The following is a 14,367-nucleotide window of genomic DNA, read 5'->3' as shown; positions in this document are numbered from 1 at the left end:
GAGCATCCATGATGACCAAGCTTCCCGTAAGCCCCGATCGCTCGGCGGGCGCCCTGGGCTGGTTCAGCCTCGCGCTCGGTGCGGCCGAACTGCTTGCGCCCGCCCTGCTCGCGAACCGCCTCGGCCTGCGTGGCCGTTCGACGCTGCTGCAGCTCTACGGCCTGCGCGAGATCGGCGCGGGCCTGGGCCTGCTGTCGGGCCGTCACCGCAGTGCCTGGCTGTGGGCTCGCGTCGCCGGCGATGTGCTCGATCTGGCCACGCTCGCGGCGGCGCGTCCCGGCCGCGGCAGAGCGGTGGGTCTCGCCGCCGTGGCGGGCGTCACCGTGCTCGACGTCGTCAGCGCGAGTGCGGCAGGCCCGCAGTCGCGCGAGCGGAACAAGCCCGAGCCGCGCGACTACAGCGATCGCATCGGACTCGCGCAGCCGCCCGAGCAGATGCGCGGACTCGCCCGCACGGAGTCCAGTGCTGCGCTGGCCTGGGAGCGTCGCAACATCGCCTGAGCTCGGAGCCGCGCGAGCCGGTGCACCGGCGCAATTCGCGCGGCCTTGCCGATGCATCGATGCGTTCTGCACCTGCGCGCCCGGAAACATCGCCTGCCCGAGCGGCCCCGCCGGCCACCGGCTTTGTAAAACTGACTCGGAAAGCCGCTTCGCCAGGGCGTTCGCTTCAATCCGAACAGGCATTTTTTCCGATTCAAGAGCAATGACTTGAAGCGCCGCCGATGGCATGTGGATTGCCCCTATGGGCCTGACCAAGGTCCATAGGAGACTTCTCATCATGAGCTCGGCATCGATGTCGCTGTACGCACGGCAATCCCTCGCGCTTTCGCCTGCGATGCAGCATGCCGTGAGCTTTTTGCAGATGTCGTCGATCGAACTCGCCGTCGCGATTCGCGAGGCGCTCGAAAGCAACCCTTTCCTCGAGGAACCGACCGGCGAGGACGCCGCCTCGGATACGGCTCGGGATGATTCCGACGCCGAAGCTCCCACCGAAACCGAGGACTCGCCGCAGGAAACCGAGCTCCTGCGCGAAGACGATTGGTTTCGTGAGCAGCCGCTCGCAGCGTTCGCCGATGCCCGATACGATCCGTTCGCCACCGCGCAGCCCCCACGCGGGCTGCGTGAACACCTGCGCGATCAGCTGTGGGCGCAGCCGATGAGCGACCGCGACCGGCTCGGCGCGCTGATCATCATCGAATCGCTCGAAGACGACGGCTATCTGCGCGACGATCTGGACCCGATCGCCGAGGCGGCCGACAGCGATGTCGACGCGCAGGAGTTGCTGGGCGCGCTGCGCATCGTCCAGAGCTTCGATCCCAGTGGCATCGCCGCGCGCGATCTCGCCGAGTGCCTGCGCCTGCAGCTGCGCGCGCGCGGATGCGAGAACCCGCTGGCCGCGCGGATCGTCGCGAGCGGGCTCGAGCTGCTCGCCCTGCGCGACTACGCCCTGCTCGCCTCGCGCTACGGCGTGACGACGGGCGAAGTGCACGAGGCGCATCGCATCATCCGCACGCTCGATCCCAAGCCGGGCCTGCGCTTCGCGCCGGTGGGCGAGGAATACGTGGAGCCCGATCTCGTCGTCACCGACGACGGACGTGCGCTCAAGACCCAGGTCAATCCGAGCATCGTGCCGCGCATCGGCCTCAACCGCCGCTATATCGAGCTGATGCGCCACCGCGAACTGCGCGATCATTCCGGGCTGCGCCAGCAGCTGCTCGAAGCGCGCTGGATGCTGCGCCATTCTCGGCAGCGCTTCGACACGCTGCAGCGTGTCGGCGAGGCGATCGTGCGGCGCCAGCGCGCGTTCTTCAGCGACGGTCCCGGCGCGCTCAAGCCGCTCATGCTCAAGCAGATCGCCGACGACCTGGACCTGCATCTGTCGACGGTCTCGCGCGCCACGGCCAACAAGTACGTGGCCACGCCGCGCGGCGTCTTCGAGCTCAAGTACTTCTTCCCGCGCGTTCTGCAGACCCAGACCGGCGCCACCGGCTCCTCGGCCGCGGTGAAGAATGCGATTCGCGAAATGATCGCGGCCGAACCCGCTGGCGGAATCGCGCAGTCCGACGTCGCCCTGACCCGGCGGCTGCGCGACAGCGGCATCTTCGTCGCCCGGCGCACGGTCACCAAGTACCGCAACGCGATGCGCATCGTGCCCGCGGAGCTGCGCGGTGCGCCGGGTTGAGGAAAACCTGACTGTTCCCCGGCCTTCCCGCTCTGGCGCGCATGCAGCGCCAGGGCTACTCTTTGCGCCCCAGGAAGAGGCCGGAGCGCTTCCCGCGCCTCTCGGCGTTCGAGCGCCACCAGCCCGTCACACGTCAGGCAGACGGGAGCAAACGCCGTTCATGAGTCGCGAAGAGCCCGACCCCGAGTTCGAGGATCTGATCCACCATATCCAGCAGAGCCGCGGCGTCGACTTTCGCGGCTACAAGCGCACGAGCCTGCGCCGCCGGATTCTGCTGCGCATGCAGGAAGTCGGAGCCGAGAGCTTCGCCGCCTATCAGGCCTTCCTCGAAGTCCATCCGCAGGAATTCGTCGAGCTGCTCAACACGGTGCTCATCAACGTCACCTCGTTCTTCCGCGATGCCGAGGCCTGGGAAATCCTGCGTGACGAGGTGGTGCCGCACATCCTCGCGCGCTGCGAGCCCGACGAGCCGATCCGGGTCTGGAGCGTGGGTTGCGCATCGGGCGAAGAGCCGTATTCGATGGCGATCCTGTTCGCCGAGGCGCTCGGGCTCAACGAGTTCTGCCGTCGCGTGAAGATCTACGCCACCGATCTCGACGACCATGCGCTGGCCATCGCGCGACATGCGAGTTACGGCGAACGCGAAGTCGAAGGCGTGCCGCCGGCGCTGCTCGCAAAGTACTTCGAGAACACCAACGGCTCGTACGTCGTGCTGCGCGAGTTGCGCAAGAGCGTGATCTTCGGCCGCCACAACGTGGTCTTCGACGCACCGATCTCGCGCATCGACCTGCTGTCCTGCCGCAACCTGCTGATCTATCTCGAGACCGATACCCAGAACGTGGTGCTGCCGCGCCTGCACTATGCGCTGCAGGACGACGGCTACCTGTTCCTCGGCAAGGCCGAGACCCAGCTTGCGCGCTCGAAGTTGTTTCGCCCGCTCAACAGTCGGCACCGCATCTTCAGTAAGGTGCCGCAGGAGTGGAGACGCAGCGCGGGCGGCAGCCTGCTTGCGAGCGCCGATCCACGCGACGCCGGCCCTGCTCAGCAACTCAAGATGCTCGAGTCCATCATCGACAACGTGCCCACGGCCCATCTCGTGGTCGACCTGGCCGGCACGCTGATCTTCGCCAACATGACGGCGCGGCGCATGCTCGAAGTCGGCGAAGCCGACATCGGCCGGCCGTTCCAGGATCTGCCGATCTCGTACCGGCCCTCCGAACTGCGCAGCCGCATCGATCTGGTTCGCGCCGAGCTCAAACCGGTGCATCTCGAAAGCCAGGAGTTCCTGCGGCCGTCGGCGACCCCGATGCGACTGGCGATCGACATCGTTCCGCTGATTGAACGCAACGGCGACATCTACGCCACGCTGCTGACCTTCATCGACAACACGCGCATCGACCAGCTCCAGCGCGAGCTCGAGGCGACCCAGGAGAGCCTGGAGACGACGATCGAGGAGCTGCAGTCGGCCAACGAGGAACTCGAAACCACCAACGAGGAGCTGCAGTCGACCAACGAGGAGCTCGAGACCACCAACGAGGAGCTGCAGTCGACCAACGAAGAGCTCGAGACCATGAACGAGGAGCTGCGCTCCACGGCCGAGGAGATGGAGGCCTCCAACGAGGAACTGCGCCAGCAGAGCGAGGATGCCACGCGCTATCGCACGCACTCGGAATCGATCCTGCGCAGCATCAATACCGGCATCGTCGTGCTCGACACGGATTTGACCGTGCGGTCGTGGAACCGCTGGAGCGAGAACACCTGGGGCATGCGCGCCGACGAAGTCATCGGCCAGCCATTCCTGTCGCTCGAAATCGGCCTGCCCGTGCACCTGCTCGAGAACGGCCTGCAAGACGTGATCCTGCGCGGCGACACCGAGAGCGAGCGCGTCTTGAGCGGCGTCGATCGCAGGGGCCGCTCGGTGACTTGCCGCATCCGCCTGAGTCCCCTGCTCTATCAAAGCCATGCCGTGCACGGCGTCGTGCTGATCGCCGAGGACATCACCGAGCAGGTCGAGCGCGAGGAATATACGCGCCAGCTCGGCCGTCTCGTCGGCCAGTCGCTCAACGAGGTTTACTTTCTCGAGCCGACGAGCCTGCGTTTTCTGCTCGTCAACAAGGGCGCGGAGAAAAAACTCGGCTACAGCCTCGCGCAGCTGCGTCAGTTCGCGCTGACCGATTTCATGCCCGACGTGCCGGCGAGCGCAGTGCAGAATCTGGTTGCCACCATCGTTCAAGGCGACAAGGCCGAGGTGGTATTTGAAACGCGCATCAAGAGCGCCTCCGGGGCCAGCTATCCCGCTGAAATCTGCATGCAGTATTTCGGCAAGGAATCGCCGCCAGTCGTGCTGGCCCTGCTGCACGACACCACCGAAAGGCAGCTGCTGGATTCCTGAGTCGGCTCACCCGGCCTTGGTGATCGACGCGGCGGCTGATCGCGTGACGAGCTCTTCGATGCCGAGTTCGAGCGTCCTGATCAGATGCTCGGCCTCCCGACCTATCTCCCGCCATCGCTGCTCGGCGTGGCGAAAGCCCTTGTCGCGGGCCGAATCTTCCATCCGCTGGTACAGCGAGCGGCGTTCCCGATGCGTTTGCACCGCGAGGCCCAGCGCGCGTTCGAGGGGATCGCCGTCAACGCGCTGGCGGCCGATGCCTTGGATCGATACGAGGCCCCTGCCGCGAACCGGTGAGAGGTGTGTCGCATCCAAATGCGCGCCCGCATTCAAGCTGCGCATGTCCCCGACATCCTGCTCGGCCAGGCGATCCTCCGAAATCACGTCGGCCGATAGCGGGGAGCTCTCGCCCGGTGTTTCCTGTACCAGGCGCTGCAGAAGCGCCGGCATCCGATCGATCGTCAGGCAATGATCGACATGATCGTGCTTGAGCGCGTGGCGCGGCATGGAGCTCCACTGCGCCTCGGCAGGGTCTTGCACGACCGAGACGCCACCAGCGTGATGAATGTGGATAAGCCCATTGGTGCCATCCCCCAGCATGCCGCTCAGCAGCATGCCGATCACGCGCGAACCGTACGCCACCGCTGCGGAACGAAACAGCACATCGATTGCGGGGCGCACATGATGTTCCTCCGGCCCGCGGCTCAGGATCATGCGCCCGGATCGGAGCAGAAGATGTCTCGCCGGAGGAGCGACGTAGATGTGCCTGGCCTGCGGAACCTCGCCGTGGACTGCCGCTTTCACTTTAAGCGGAGACACGCGGTCCAGCAGCCTGGGCAGCAAGCTGGGCCCTGACGGGTTCAGGTGCAGGACGATGAAGACGGAAGCATCGAGATCCGCCGGCAGGACGGCGCAGAGCTTCATCAGCGCCTTGACCCCGCCTGCCGAAGCTCCGATGACGATAATGTCTCGTCCCGTATTCATGGTTTACAGTATAAAAATCGGCTCCCCGACACGCCCATGAATGGAAACTTCGAAGCCCTCTCAGTGGGCGAGAATCAGGTCTAGTGCAATGGAATTGCATGCTGGCAACATGGATTCGGAGACCTCGCTGCGGGCCAAATTGCGCCTGGCGGAAACCGAAATCGAGCAAATGAAAGTTGCAGTCGAGGACATGCTCGGAGAGTCCAGCCGTTTTTATACTGAAATACAGAGGCTGCAATCCGAAGTCGACCATTCTCGTCAGAAATATCTCGCGATAGATTCGACCGCGCGTAGATTGCAGGCAGAACTCCTGCCGCGCGAGATTTCCGCCGCCATCCCGCGCCTGGAACGCGGAACCGAGGTTCTCGAAGCGCTCGGAGCGCATTTGCGTGATACCCGTCGGCAACTGCGTGAAGCCTTAGAGAGCGTCGAGCGACGCACCACGGAGCAGGCGCAGCGGCTCACCCGGGCCTCGATCCGCGAACACGAGCTTCGTCTCGACCTCGCCCTGCGTTATGCGCGGGCCTGCCGCTGGGATTGGAATCCCGATACCGATGAACTGCTGATCGGCGGCGGCGATCCCGAAATCACGAGTCTGTTCGGCCCGGCTCCCCCCACGAATGCCACGATGTGGCAGGAGCGCCTAAAGCCTTCGGACAGGGAACTGCTCAGGGACAGCCTGCAGCGCTGCCAGTCCGAAGGCGACGAAGTCGACGTGCAGTTTCGCGTACGGCCCGCAGGCCGGGCGCTGTACTGGCTGGCTGCGCGCGGCGGCCTGGTGCTTCGCCCCGACGGCAGCCGCTGGGTCATTGGCCTTGTCACCGACGTAACGGCGATGAAGCTTGCCGAAACCGTGCTCATGCAAGCCAATGCCACGCTCAGCCGACAGGCTGCGGAACACAGCTCGGAGACCCGGAAGGCGCAGGCCCAGCTGCAGCAGAAGCAGAAGATCGAAGCCCTGGGCATGATCGCGAGTGGAGTGGCACACGACTTCAACAATTTGCTATCGGTAATCGGCAACAATGCTTACCTGCTGAGCTGCACCGAAGACAGCCGGCGGCGCTCTTCGCTGGTCGCGCAGATCCTGAAAGCCACCGATCGCGGCGGCCAGCTCACCAGCCGCCTGCTGAGCTTCGGCAAGCCAGGCGCCCAGCTCGTCGAGCAACTCAAGCTCGCCGACGACAGGAGCGAATTGCGCGATCTGCTGGGTAATTCGCTACGTTCGAACCTGCGGCTCGACATCATCATAGAGCCCGCCCTGTGGTCGGTTTGCGTCGATCGAAATGAGCTGCATCTGGCGCTGCTGAACCTCTGCATCAACGCGCGCGACGCGGTCGCCGGTGAAGGCCGCATCGAGTTGCGCGCGCGCAATCGCGAATTCGGTCCTGCCGATGTGGAAGGGCTCGAGATCGAGGCCGGCGATTACGTCGAGATTCAAATGCACGATTCGGGCTGTGGTATCGCGCCCGAAATGGCGGAGCGCATCTTCGAGCCGTTTTTCACCACCAAAGACAAAGGCCATGGCACCGGCCTGGGTCTGTCGCAGGTGATCAGCTTCGCTCGCAACAATGGAGGAACAGTGCTGCTGCACAGCCAGCCTGGTCGTGGTTCCGTCTTCAGCATCCTGCTGCCCGCGTCCCCGCAGGCGGCCCCCCTGGAGCACAGTTCATGCCTCACGCCCTGATCGTCGAGGACGACGCCGCCTCGCGCGAGTCGCTCGCGGCGATGGTCGAGGTCAAAGGCTTCACCACGGCGATCGCGGGCGATCTGTCGCAGGCGCGCCGTCATCTGAGCACGCAAACACCGGACATCGCATTGATCGACCTGCAGTTGCCCGACGGCTACGGCATGAACCTGATCAACGAGCTGCTGCCCCGGCGCGACACCGAGATCGTGCTCGTCACCGGCCATGCGACGATCGACAGCGCAGTAGAGGCGTTGCGCGCCGGTGCGACCGACTACCTCACCAAGCCGATCGACGTGCGACGCCTGCACGCGGTGCTCGCCCGCGTGCCGCGCAGTTCGGAGTTGCAGGAGCAGATCGGCGGCCTGCGCCGACAGCTCGCGGAGCTCGGGCATTGCGGCCGGCTCGTCGGCCAGTCGCCCGCGATGCGCACGCTGTACGCGCAATTCGAACGCATCGCGCAGACTTCCGCGCCGGTCGTCATCCAGGGCGAAAGCGGCTCCGGCAAGGAGCTCGCGGCGCAGACGCTGCACGAGCTGTCTCGTCGCGCGCGCCAGCCTTTCGTCCCGGTCGACTGCGAAGCGTTTACGCCCGAGCGCCTCGCCGCCGAACTGTTCGGAGACGCGCAGACCCAGCAGGCCGGCTACGTCGAAAGCGCAGACGGCGGCACGCTGTATCTCAGCGAGATCACCGGCTTGGCGTCGACTGTGCAGGCGGCGCTGCTGCGCCTGATGGAGACCGGACGCTTTCGTCGTCCGGGCAGCGGAGGCGACATCTACGTCGACCTGCGCATCGTCGCCGGAACCCAACACGATCTGGCGACTGCGGTCGCCAAGGGCCTGCTGCGAGCCGACCTGCTGCATCGTCTCAATGTGTTCACGGTGCAGATGCCCCCGCTGCGCGCGCGACGGGACGACATCGAACTGCTGGCGAGACATTTCCTGTCCGAGCTCAACCGTGAACACGGCACGGGCAAGCGCTTCGGGCGCGATGCGATGGAGGCGCTCATGGCCGAACGCTGGACCGGCAACGTACGCCAGCTGAACAATGCGGTGCTGCGCGGCTACCTGCATGCGGAGCACGAGATCGACGCCGTCCACCTGCTGGGCGGCATGCAGGCGATCGCCGAACCCAAGCCGTTCGAGAGCCACATCGAGATCGCGGTCGGCACTTCGCTTGCCGCGGCCGAGCGCCGTCTCATCCTGTCGACACTGGAGGCCTGCTCGGGCGTGCGCAAGCGTGCCGCGGAAGTGCTCGGCATCAGCCTGAAGACGCTCTACAACCGTCTCGACGAATACCAGGGCTGATCGAAGAAGCGCTCCCTCCTCGCGATGGAAGGGAGCGCTACGCGCACCTAGGTATTGAGTTCCTTGGCATGTGCGCCGTGCTGCTGCAGCTTCGGCAGCAGTTCGGCCGCGAAGGCCTTGACCTGCGGATCCTTGGCTTCCTTCGCCGTCTGGTCGAACAGCGAGACGGCTTCCTTGTGCGTGAGGACCATCTTGTTCTCGTAGTCCTTGTCGAAGTCCTTGCCGGGCTTGTCTTTGGCGAGTGCATCGAGCATCTGCTGATGACGGCCGAGCAGCTGGGTCGGCAGGGTCACGCCCTTGCTCGTCGCGAGCGCCTGGAGCTTCTGCGAGGCTTCGGTGTGATCCTTGATCATCTGCTCGGCAAAGTTCTTGAGTTCGGGCCGGCTGGCCTTGGTCTGGGCGAGCTTGGCCGCTTCGATCTCGAGCATGTTCGACGAGGCCGCGCTTTCGAAGAAATCCTTCTCGCTGTTCGAAAGCACCGCCTGCAAGACACCCGACGGCTGCATCGGCTCCGCTGCGATCGCCGACAGCGGGGAGAATGCCAGAGTGCTCAGGCCGGCCAGCAAAACGATTTTGTTGATTTTCATTCCATGCTCCTGTGAGTGAGGGGTGTTGCGTTTTTATCGTGCGAGTCTGGTATCAAGCCGCCTTGCGCAAGTTGGCGGCGGGCACCGAGCGCGTTCCTGCTGCGACAGAACGCAATAGCCCCTCCGCAAACGGCGTTCCCGCTATTGCCCAGCTGCGATCGACTCGCGATTCGATGAACTCCACAGCCGCGTGAAGCCATCGACGATTCAGCGCCTTTGCTTAGGCTGCTGCGCAAGAAGTTCGATGCGAAAACCCAGGTCCACTTTCCAACCAAGGAGATCGCCATGTCCATCGTCGACAAGATCGTTTCCGCCGTCACCCCGCCCGAAACCCGCCATGCGCGCGAGAAGGCGCGTCGCCAGGCCATCGCCGAAGCGGTTCCCGGCAGCTGGTTCGCGATGGTGCTCGACCACCATCAGCAGATCGAAGCGGCCTTCGACGCCGTCGAGAAGGCCAAGACGCCCGAGCAGCGGCGTGCCACCCAGAAGTGGTTGTCGATCCTGCTCGCGGGCCATGCGATCGCCGAGGAAGTCACGCTGTATCCGGCAATGGCCTCGCATGGCGAAAAGCTGCGAACCGAACTTGCCTACCAGGAGCAGAGCGCGGCCAAGGGCGAGACCGCGGCGCTCGACGAACTTGATCCGATGAGCCAGGACTACATCGACAAGCTCGGCCACATTCGCGGTGCCGTCGAACATCACATGTACGAAGAAGAGCACACCTGGTTCCGCAAGCTGCAGGACAAGGCCTCGCCCGAAACCATGGAGCGGCTCACACGTCTTTACGCCGAAAGTTTCGAACGCTATGTCGGCGACGACACCTCGGCGAGCGTCATCAAGGCCTACAAGGCCCAGACACACTGAGTAGCCTGTAGCGCTTGGGCATCGGCTCAAAGCAGGCCATGATCGAGAAAATCATCAGCGTCGACTGGCAGACGCTGATGATTCCCGATTCCAGCGTGGCCGAGATGGTGTTGCGAGGTACGCTGACCTATTGGTTCCTGTTTCTGATCCTGCGCCTGTTCCGGCGGCCGACCGGCCAACTCGGCATCGCCGATGTCTTGCTCATCACCATTCTCGCCGATGCCTCGCAGAACGCGATGGGCGGTACCTACGAGTCGATCGCGTCGGGTTTCGTGCTGATCGCCACGATCGTGTTCTGGGATCGCTTGATCGATCATCTCGCCTATCGCTACCACTGGTTCACGCCCGTTGCGCAGCCGCCGCCGGTCGTCCTGATCCGCAATGGTCACGTGCAGCAGGACTCCCTGCGCAGGCAAAAGATCAGCGACGAGGAGCTGCTCTCGCATCTGCGCGAGCAAGGCATCGAGGATCCTTCCGAAGCCAGGCTTTGCCTGCTTGAGAGCGATGGTCGCATCAGCGTCTTGAAGCACTGACTCAGGGCCGTCGAAGAGATTGCTGCCTCCTTTCCGGTATCTATCTTTGTTGCGGAAAGCCGCGGAGCATAGTCGCGTGCAGTGCAAGCAATGCAGCTTGCTCGATTCGCGACCGGGACAGCGCGGCTTCAGCAGATTGTTTCGCGGGACGTGGCCAATGAAATGGCGGCGGAAAATCGATATCCGACCGCGATCGAGCCACGAGGCGCGCGCTCCATTCGAGTTCATGACGTGGACAGCCCATGCGAACAAGCTAGTGGACAGTTGACGTCGAACGTCATCGCACCGGTCATCGCACCGCATCCATTACGAGAGGTCTTCATGAACCCGATCAATTCCACCCCGCGCCTGCATCGCATCGGTAGCGAGCGCTTTCACCGCGACCTGGCGCAGAAAAACGTCGGTCGCCTGCAGCCCCGGTTGCCCGCTCAGGACTGGGAACGCGAGCTCGAAACCGAAATGCAGTTGCGGCGCATGGACATCGAGCTCATCGAGGCCCAACGCCGTGAGCTGGCGCCGATGCTGCAGAACGTTCCGACCGATGCCGATGGTTTCATGGCGTGGTTCGAAGGCTTGCGTGAGAACGGTCCCGGCCAGGGCGATGCGCTGTTTCCGTGGCTCGCAGAGCAGGCGACGATGAGCCAGATGCGCTGGTTCCTGACCCAGGAAGTCGCGGGGGAAGCGGGCTTCGATGATCTCGTTGCGCTGACGCAACTCGGCCTCGCTCCGCAGCCGAAGCTCGAACTCGCGCGCAACTACTGGGACGAGATGGGCCGCGGCCGTGAGGAAGGCATGCACGGCCTCATGCTCAGCGCGACGGTCCGGGAACTGGAGCTGCAGCCCAAGATCGAAACGACCGTCCACGAAGCACTCGCGCTCGCCAACACCATGCTTGCGCTCGCCAGTCACCGTCGCTACACGTACCAGTCCATCGGCGCCTTGGGCGTCGTCGAGCTCACGGCGCCCACCCGCGTCTGCAAGGTCGACGAAGGCCTCAAGCGCCTCGGCATCTCCGCGCAGGGACGCCGTTACTTCACGCTGCATGCGGGCCTCGATATCCGCCACTCGGAAGCCTGGAATCGCGAGGCCATCCGGCCGATCGTGAACGAGTTTCCGGAGGCGGCCTTGGCGATCGCCGAGGGCGCGCTCATGCGACTGCGATGCGGAGAGCGCTGCTTCATGCGCTATCGCATCGAACTGCGGATGCCGGCCGAGGCCAACGGTCGGGGCGAGGCACGCGCAGCCTGAGGCTCATCTTTCTTCGCTCGGATATCACGAGCGCCATTCGTGTAAGACAGGAGGAATCCTCATGGCACAGCAACAGCATCGCGGACCGGAAGCACGCAAGATCGAGCTCGAGCGCCGTCTGGACGAAAACGAGAAGACCGTCAGCCGTGGCCTCGCTTCGGACCAGGAAGACTCGGAAAAGAAGAACGTCTCGGGACAGCAACAACAGTCTGGTGGCCCGGATCACAGAGGCCGGCAGGGATCTGCGGATCACTCCACACCGCCCGGCGGAGGCAAGCTGCGTCAGGACCGCAAGGAATGACGGAGGACACATGAGCAGCCCTCAGAACAAGCCTGTCGGCGATCGGCGATCCCGCAGTGCCGTCGTGGTGGCGGCCGACGCGGCGATCGCCCGTCTGTTCCTTGCCAGGAACGATGCCGAATGGACCGAGCTCGATGATCTGACCAATCCGGCCGCGCACGCCGACGAGCGAGAGCTCGTGGCGGATGCGGCCGGACGGCGCGGCGCATCGACGACGCAGAGCGGAAATTCCGCCTATGGTGGCGGGTCGATGAAGGCGCATCGCATAGAGGAGTTCGCGGCGGAAGTGTGCAAGCGCGTGGCAATCAGCTTGCGTGAGACCCAGGCCGAGCAAGTGCACCTGATTGCGGAGCCGCATTTTCTCGGTCTGCTGCGCCAGCGTCTCGACGCCGAAATTCGCAAACGTGTGGGCGCCGAAGTCAGCAAGAGTCTGGCGCGCCACTCGCCCGAGCAGATTCGGGCGGCACTGCCCGACGATGTGACTCACTGATCCAGATCAGCCGCCGAGCACGGCGATGACAAACACAAAGGCCGGAGCCCTGCTCCGGCCTTTTGTTGGGCTTAGGTGATGGAACTCAGATCGGAGTCTGTCCGCCCGTCGCGCCGAAAACTTCGCCGGTGACGTAGCTTGCGTCGTCGGATGCCAGGAATACGAACAGTGTCGCCTGCTCGACGGGCTGCGCCGGCCGCTTGAATGCCGTGTGCGAGCCGAACTGCTGGACGAAATCCGGATCGAGAGTCGACGGAATCAGCGGAGTCCAGACCGGCCCTGGCGCCACGGCGTTCACGCGCACGCCCTTGTCGGCGAGCAAGCCGGCGAGACTCTTGGTCATGCTCGAAATGGCGGACTTGGTCGCTGCGTAGAAGATCAGATTCGGGGTCGGAGACAAGGCCTGGATCGAGCTCGTGTTGATCACGCAGGCGCCCGGCCGCAGATGGGCCGCCGCGGCCTGGGTCAAGTAGAAAATCGGAAACACGTTGGTCTTGAACGTGGTTTGGATCTCATCGAGCGGAATCTCCTCGAACTTTTCGTAGGAGCGCTGATAGGCCGCGTTGTTGACGAGGATGTCGAGGCTGCCGAACTCCGAGACGGTTTTCTCGACGAGTGATCTGCAAAACGCGGGATCGCTGACGTCGCCATTCACGGCGATGGCCTTGCCGCCCAGCTTCTTGATGGCTTCGACGGCCTTGGCCGCGTCCTCCGCATCGTCGGGCAGGCCATTGATGACCACCTTCGCGCCTTCCTGCGCATAGAGCAGCGCCACGGCCCGGCCGATGCCGCTGTCGCTGCCGGTGATCAGGGCGACACGCCCCTCGAGCTTGCCGCTGGCCCGATATCCCGTCTCGCCGTGGTCGGCAGGCGGATTCATCACTTTCTCCTTGCCCGGAGGCGAGGTCGGTTGCTGCGGGAACGGCGGCTTGGGGCCGCGTTCGCGGGGATCCTTCAGATGCGTAGCGGACATGGTGATCCTCCTTGATCGTATGTCGGTGAAGCGTTGCCATGGGTAAGACATGCAGCCTTCTCAGGAGCAAACGACTCGGGAGCAAACGATGTTCCCGCCTGTGTCGTGCTCGCGATGCGCGCTAGCGCCAGAGCTCGAGAATCTCGGCGCTACTGGCCAGATCGATCTGGTGGCTGTAGCGCTGCTCGTAGAGCGTCAGCAAGGCGTCGTGCGTGGCGTCGTTGGCGCTGCACAAGGCATCGCGCGCGATCACGACGCGATAGCCGAGGTCGACCGCGTCGAGTACGGCCGCCAGCACGCAGACATCGGTTTCGGCGCCCGAGATGATCAGGGTGGTGGCGCCACGCTCCTGCAGCACGGCTTGCAGGCGGCTGCGTTCGAACGGCGAATACGCGGGCTTGTCGATCACGGTCGCGGGCGGCACCAGCGCGGCGAGCGGATCGACGAGATCGATCAGCTTCGGGTCGAGCCGTTCGAGCGTGACGTCGCGCCAGTGTTCATAGAAATCGCGCCAGCGTCCACGCGCCTGCCGCGGCGTCTCGGGTGGAACGAAGCGCGTGAACACCGTTTTCTCGGGATGCGCTTCGGCGAGCCGTCTGACGATCGGCAGCACGCGCGACATCCACGGCGTTTCCCAAGGCCCGTCGCGGTCGAAGAGCCGCTGCATGTCCACGCAAAGGTGAACCGCGTCGGTGATGACATCCATGTCGTTTCGCTCCTGCGGCTCGCCGGCTTGCTTGCGCGAACTGCGCAAGTCGATGCGAGCGACCCGAACGCTTAGTGACACAGCGAGTCGGAACCGCGGATGACTCCATCGCGCCGGTGT

General features: G+C 64.4%; 14 protein-coding genes. 10 read left to right on the top strand and 4 right to left on the bottom strand.

The window, feature by feature from the left end:
- The first annotated feature begins 11 nt into the window (after nt 1–11).
- The 3 genes from WQQ_RS19830 to WQQ_RS19820 all read left to right on the top strand — a co-directional run bounded on the left by WQQ_RS19830 (nt 12) and on the right by WQQ_RS19820 (nt 4,573).
- Complete coding sequence (locus WQQ_RS19830; RefSeq protein WP_157534806.1) at nt 12–500, top strand: hypothetical protein; 489 nt, start codon at nt 12–14, stop codon at nt 498–500.
- Nucleotides 501–777: 277 nt separating this feature from the next.
- A complete protein-coding gene (gene rpoN, locus WQQ_RS19825; RefSeq protein ID WP_007187045.1) occupies nt 778–2,181 on the top strand; it encodes an RNA polymerase factor sigma-54 in 1,404 nt (467 codons plus the stop codon).
- Between the two features lie 160 nt (nt 2,182–2,341).
- Complete coding sequence (locus WQQ_RS19820; protein WP_007187044.1) at nt 2,342–4,573, top strand: CheR family methyltransferase; 2,232 nt, start codon at nt 2,342–2,344, stop codon at nt 4,571–4,573.
- A gap of 6 nt (nt 4,574–4,579) precedes the next feature.
- Here WQQ_RS19820 and WQQ_RS19815 read toward each other — a convergent pair whose 3' ends face one another.
- Nucleotides 4,580–5,554 carry a chemotaxis protein CheB gene (locus WQQ_RS19815; RefSeq protein WP_083844661.1) on the bottom strand — a complete coding sequence of 325 codons (975 nt, stop codon included), beginning with the start codon at nt 5,552–5,554 and terminating at the stop codon, nt 4,580–4,582.
- 295 nt (nt 5,555–5,849) lie between these two features.
- Here WQQ_RS19815 and WQQ_RS19810 point away from each other — a divergent pair, with 295 nt between their 5' ends.
- Nucleotides 5,850–7,238, top strand: a complete 1,389-nt coding sequence (locus tag WQQ_RS19810) for a PAS domain-containing hybrid sensor histidine kinase/response regulator (protein WP_192813006.1) — start codon at nt 5,850–5,852, stop codon at nt 7,236–7,238.
- Nucleotides 7,223–8,545, top strand: coding sequence for a sigma-54-dependent transcriptional regulator (locus tag WQQ_RS19805; RefSeq protein ID WP_007187041.1), 1,323 nt, complete (start codon nt 7,223–7,225; stop codon nt 8,543–8,545). The genes WQQ_RS19810 and WQQ_RS19805 overlap by 16 nt, the downstream gene beginning before the upstream one ends.
- 47 nt (nt 8,546–8,592) lie before the next feature.
- Here WQQ_RS19805 and WQQ_RS19800 read toward each other — a convergent pair whose 3' ends face one another.
- Nucleotides 8,593–9,132 (bottom strand): DUF4142 domain-containing protein, encoded by a 540-nt coding sequence (locus tag WQQ_RS19800; protein WP_007187040.1) that lies wholly within the window; start codon nt 9,130–9,132, stop codon nt 8,593–8,595.
- A 285-nt stretch (nt 9,133–9,417) separates the two neighbouring features.
- On the opposite strand from WQQ_RS19800, the gene WQQ_RS19795 reads away from it, so the two are divergent.
- From WQQ_RS19795 to WQQ_RS24510, 5 genes are all read left to right on the top strand, one after another.
- The gene (locus WQQ_RS19795) at nt 9,418–9,996 is read left to right on the top strand and encodes a hemerythrin domain-containing protein (RefSeq protein ID WP_050997817.1); all 579 of its coding nucleotides are present in this window, start codon (nt 9,418–9,420) and stop codon (nt 9,994–9,996) included.
- Between the two features lie 38 nt (nt 9,997–10,034).
- A complete protein-coding gene (locus WQQ_RS19790) occupies nt 10,035–10,529 on the top strand; it encodes a DUF421 domain-containing protein (protein WP_040455169.1) in 495 nt (164 codons plus the stop codon).
- Nucleotides 10,530–10,850: 321 nt separating this feature from the next.
- On the top strand, nt 10,851–11,777 hold the full coding sequence (locus WQQ_RS19785; RefSeq protein WP_007187036.1) for an iron-containing redox enzyme family protein: 927 nt from the start codon (nt 10,851–10,853) through the stop codon (nt 11,775–11,777).
- Nucleotides 11,778–11,838: 61 nt separating this feature from the next.
- Nucleotides 11,839–12,078 (top strand): hypothetical protein, encoded by a 240-nt coding sequence (locus WQQ_RS24515; RefSeq protein ID WP_007187035.1) that lies wholly within the window; start codon nt 11,839–11,841, stop codon nt 12,076–12,078.
- A 10-nt stretch (nt 12,079–12,088) separates the two neighbouring features.
- The gene (locus WQQ_RS24510) at nt 12,089–12,568 is read left to right on the top strand and encodes a host attachment protein (protein WP_040455167.1); all 480 of its coding nucleotides are present in this window, start codon (nt 12,089–12,091) and stop codon (nt 12,566–12,568) included.
- An 85-nt stretch (nt 12,569–12,653) separates the two neighbouring features.
- Here the strand turns inward: WQQ_RS24510 and WQQ_RS19770 are convergent, their stop codons facing one another.
- Nucleotides 12,654–13,541 carry a glucose 1-dehydrogenase gene (locus tag WQQ_RS19770; protein WP_007187033.1) on the bottom strand — a complete coding sequence of 296 codons (888 nt, stop codon included), beginning with the start codon at nt 13,539–13,541 and terminating at the stop codon, nt 12,654–12,656.
- Between the two features lie 121 nt (nt 13,542–13,662).
- Nucleotides 13,663–14,247: a cysteine hydrolase family protein gene (locus tag WQQ_RS19765; protein ID WP_007187032.1), complete on the bottom strand. Its 585-nt coding sequence runs from the start codon at nt 14,245–14,247 to the stop codon at nt 13,663–13,665.
- Between the last annotated feature and the right edge of the window lie 120 nt (nt 14,248–14,367).

This window comes from Hydrocarboniphaga effusa AP103, assembly GCF_000271305.1.
Taxonomy (GTDB): Bacteria; Pseudomonadota; Gammaproteobacteria; order Nevskiales; family Nevskiaceae; genus Hydrocarboniphaga; species Hydrocarboniphaga effusa.
Note: the sequence above shows the minus strand (reverse complement) of the source record. Positions and strands in the feature narration are given on the sequence as shown.

Bases quoted from the DNA above. Each gene is read 5' to 3' on its own strand.
- WQQ_RS19800 (WP_007187040.1), bottom strand. From the start codon at position 9,132: ATGAAAATCAACAAAATCGTTTTGCTGGCCGGCCTGAGCACTCTGGCA.
- WQQ_RS19785 (WP_007187036.1), top strand. From the start codon at position 10,851: ATGAACCCGATCAATTCCACCCCGCGCCTGCATCGCATCGGTAGCGAG.
- WQQ_RS19830 (WP_157534806.1), top strand. From the start codon at position 12: ATGACCAAGCTTCCCGTAAGCCCCGATCGCTCGGCGGGCGCCCTGGGC.
- WQQ_RS19820 (WP_007187044.1), top strand. From the start codon at position 2,342: ATGAGTCGCGAAGAGCCCGACCCCGAGTTCGAGGATCTGATCCACCAT.
- WQQ_RS19790 (WP_040455169.1), top strand. From the start codon at position 10,035: ATGATCGAGAAAATCATCAGCGTCGACTGGCAGACGCTGATGATTCCC.
- WQQ_RS24515 (WP_007187035.1), top strand. From the start codon at position 11,839: ATGGCACAGCAACAGCATCGCGGACCGGAAGCACGCAAGATCGAGCTC.
- WQQ_RS19795 (WP_050997817.1), top strand. From the start codon at position 9,418: ATGTCCATCGTCGACAAGATCGTTTCCGCCGTCACCCCGCCCGAAACC.
- WQQ_RS19765 (WP_007187032.1), bottom strand. From the start codon at position 14,247: ATGGATGTCATCACCGACGCGGTTCACCTTTGCGTGGACATGCAGCGG.
- rpoN (WP_007187045.1), top strand. From the start codon at position 778: ATGAGCTCGGCATCGATGTCGCTGTACGCACGGCAATCCCTCGCGCTT.
- WQQ_RS19805 (WP_007187041.1), top strand. From the start codon at position 7,223: ATGCCTCACGCCCTGATCGTCGAGGACGACGCCGCCTCGCGCGAGTCG.
- WQQ_RS19770 (WP_007187033.1), bottom strand. From the start codon at position 13,541: ATGTCCGCTACGCATCTGAAGGATCCCCGCGAACGCGGCCCCAAGCCG.
- WQQ_RS24510 (WP_040455167.1), top strand. From the start codon at position 12,089: ATGAGCAGCCCTCAGAACAAGCCTGTCGGCGATCGGCGATCCCGCAGT.
- WQQ_RS19815 (WP_083844661.1), bottom strand. From the start codon at position 5,554: ATGAATACGGGACGAGACATTATCGTCATCGGAGCTTCGGCAGGCGGG.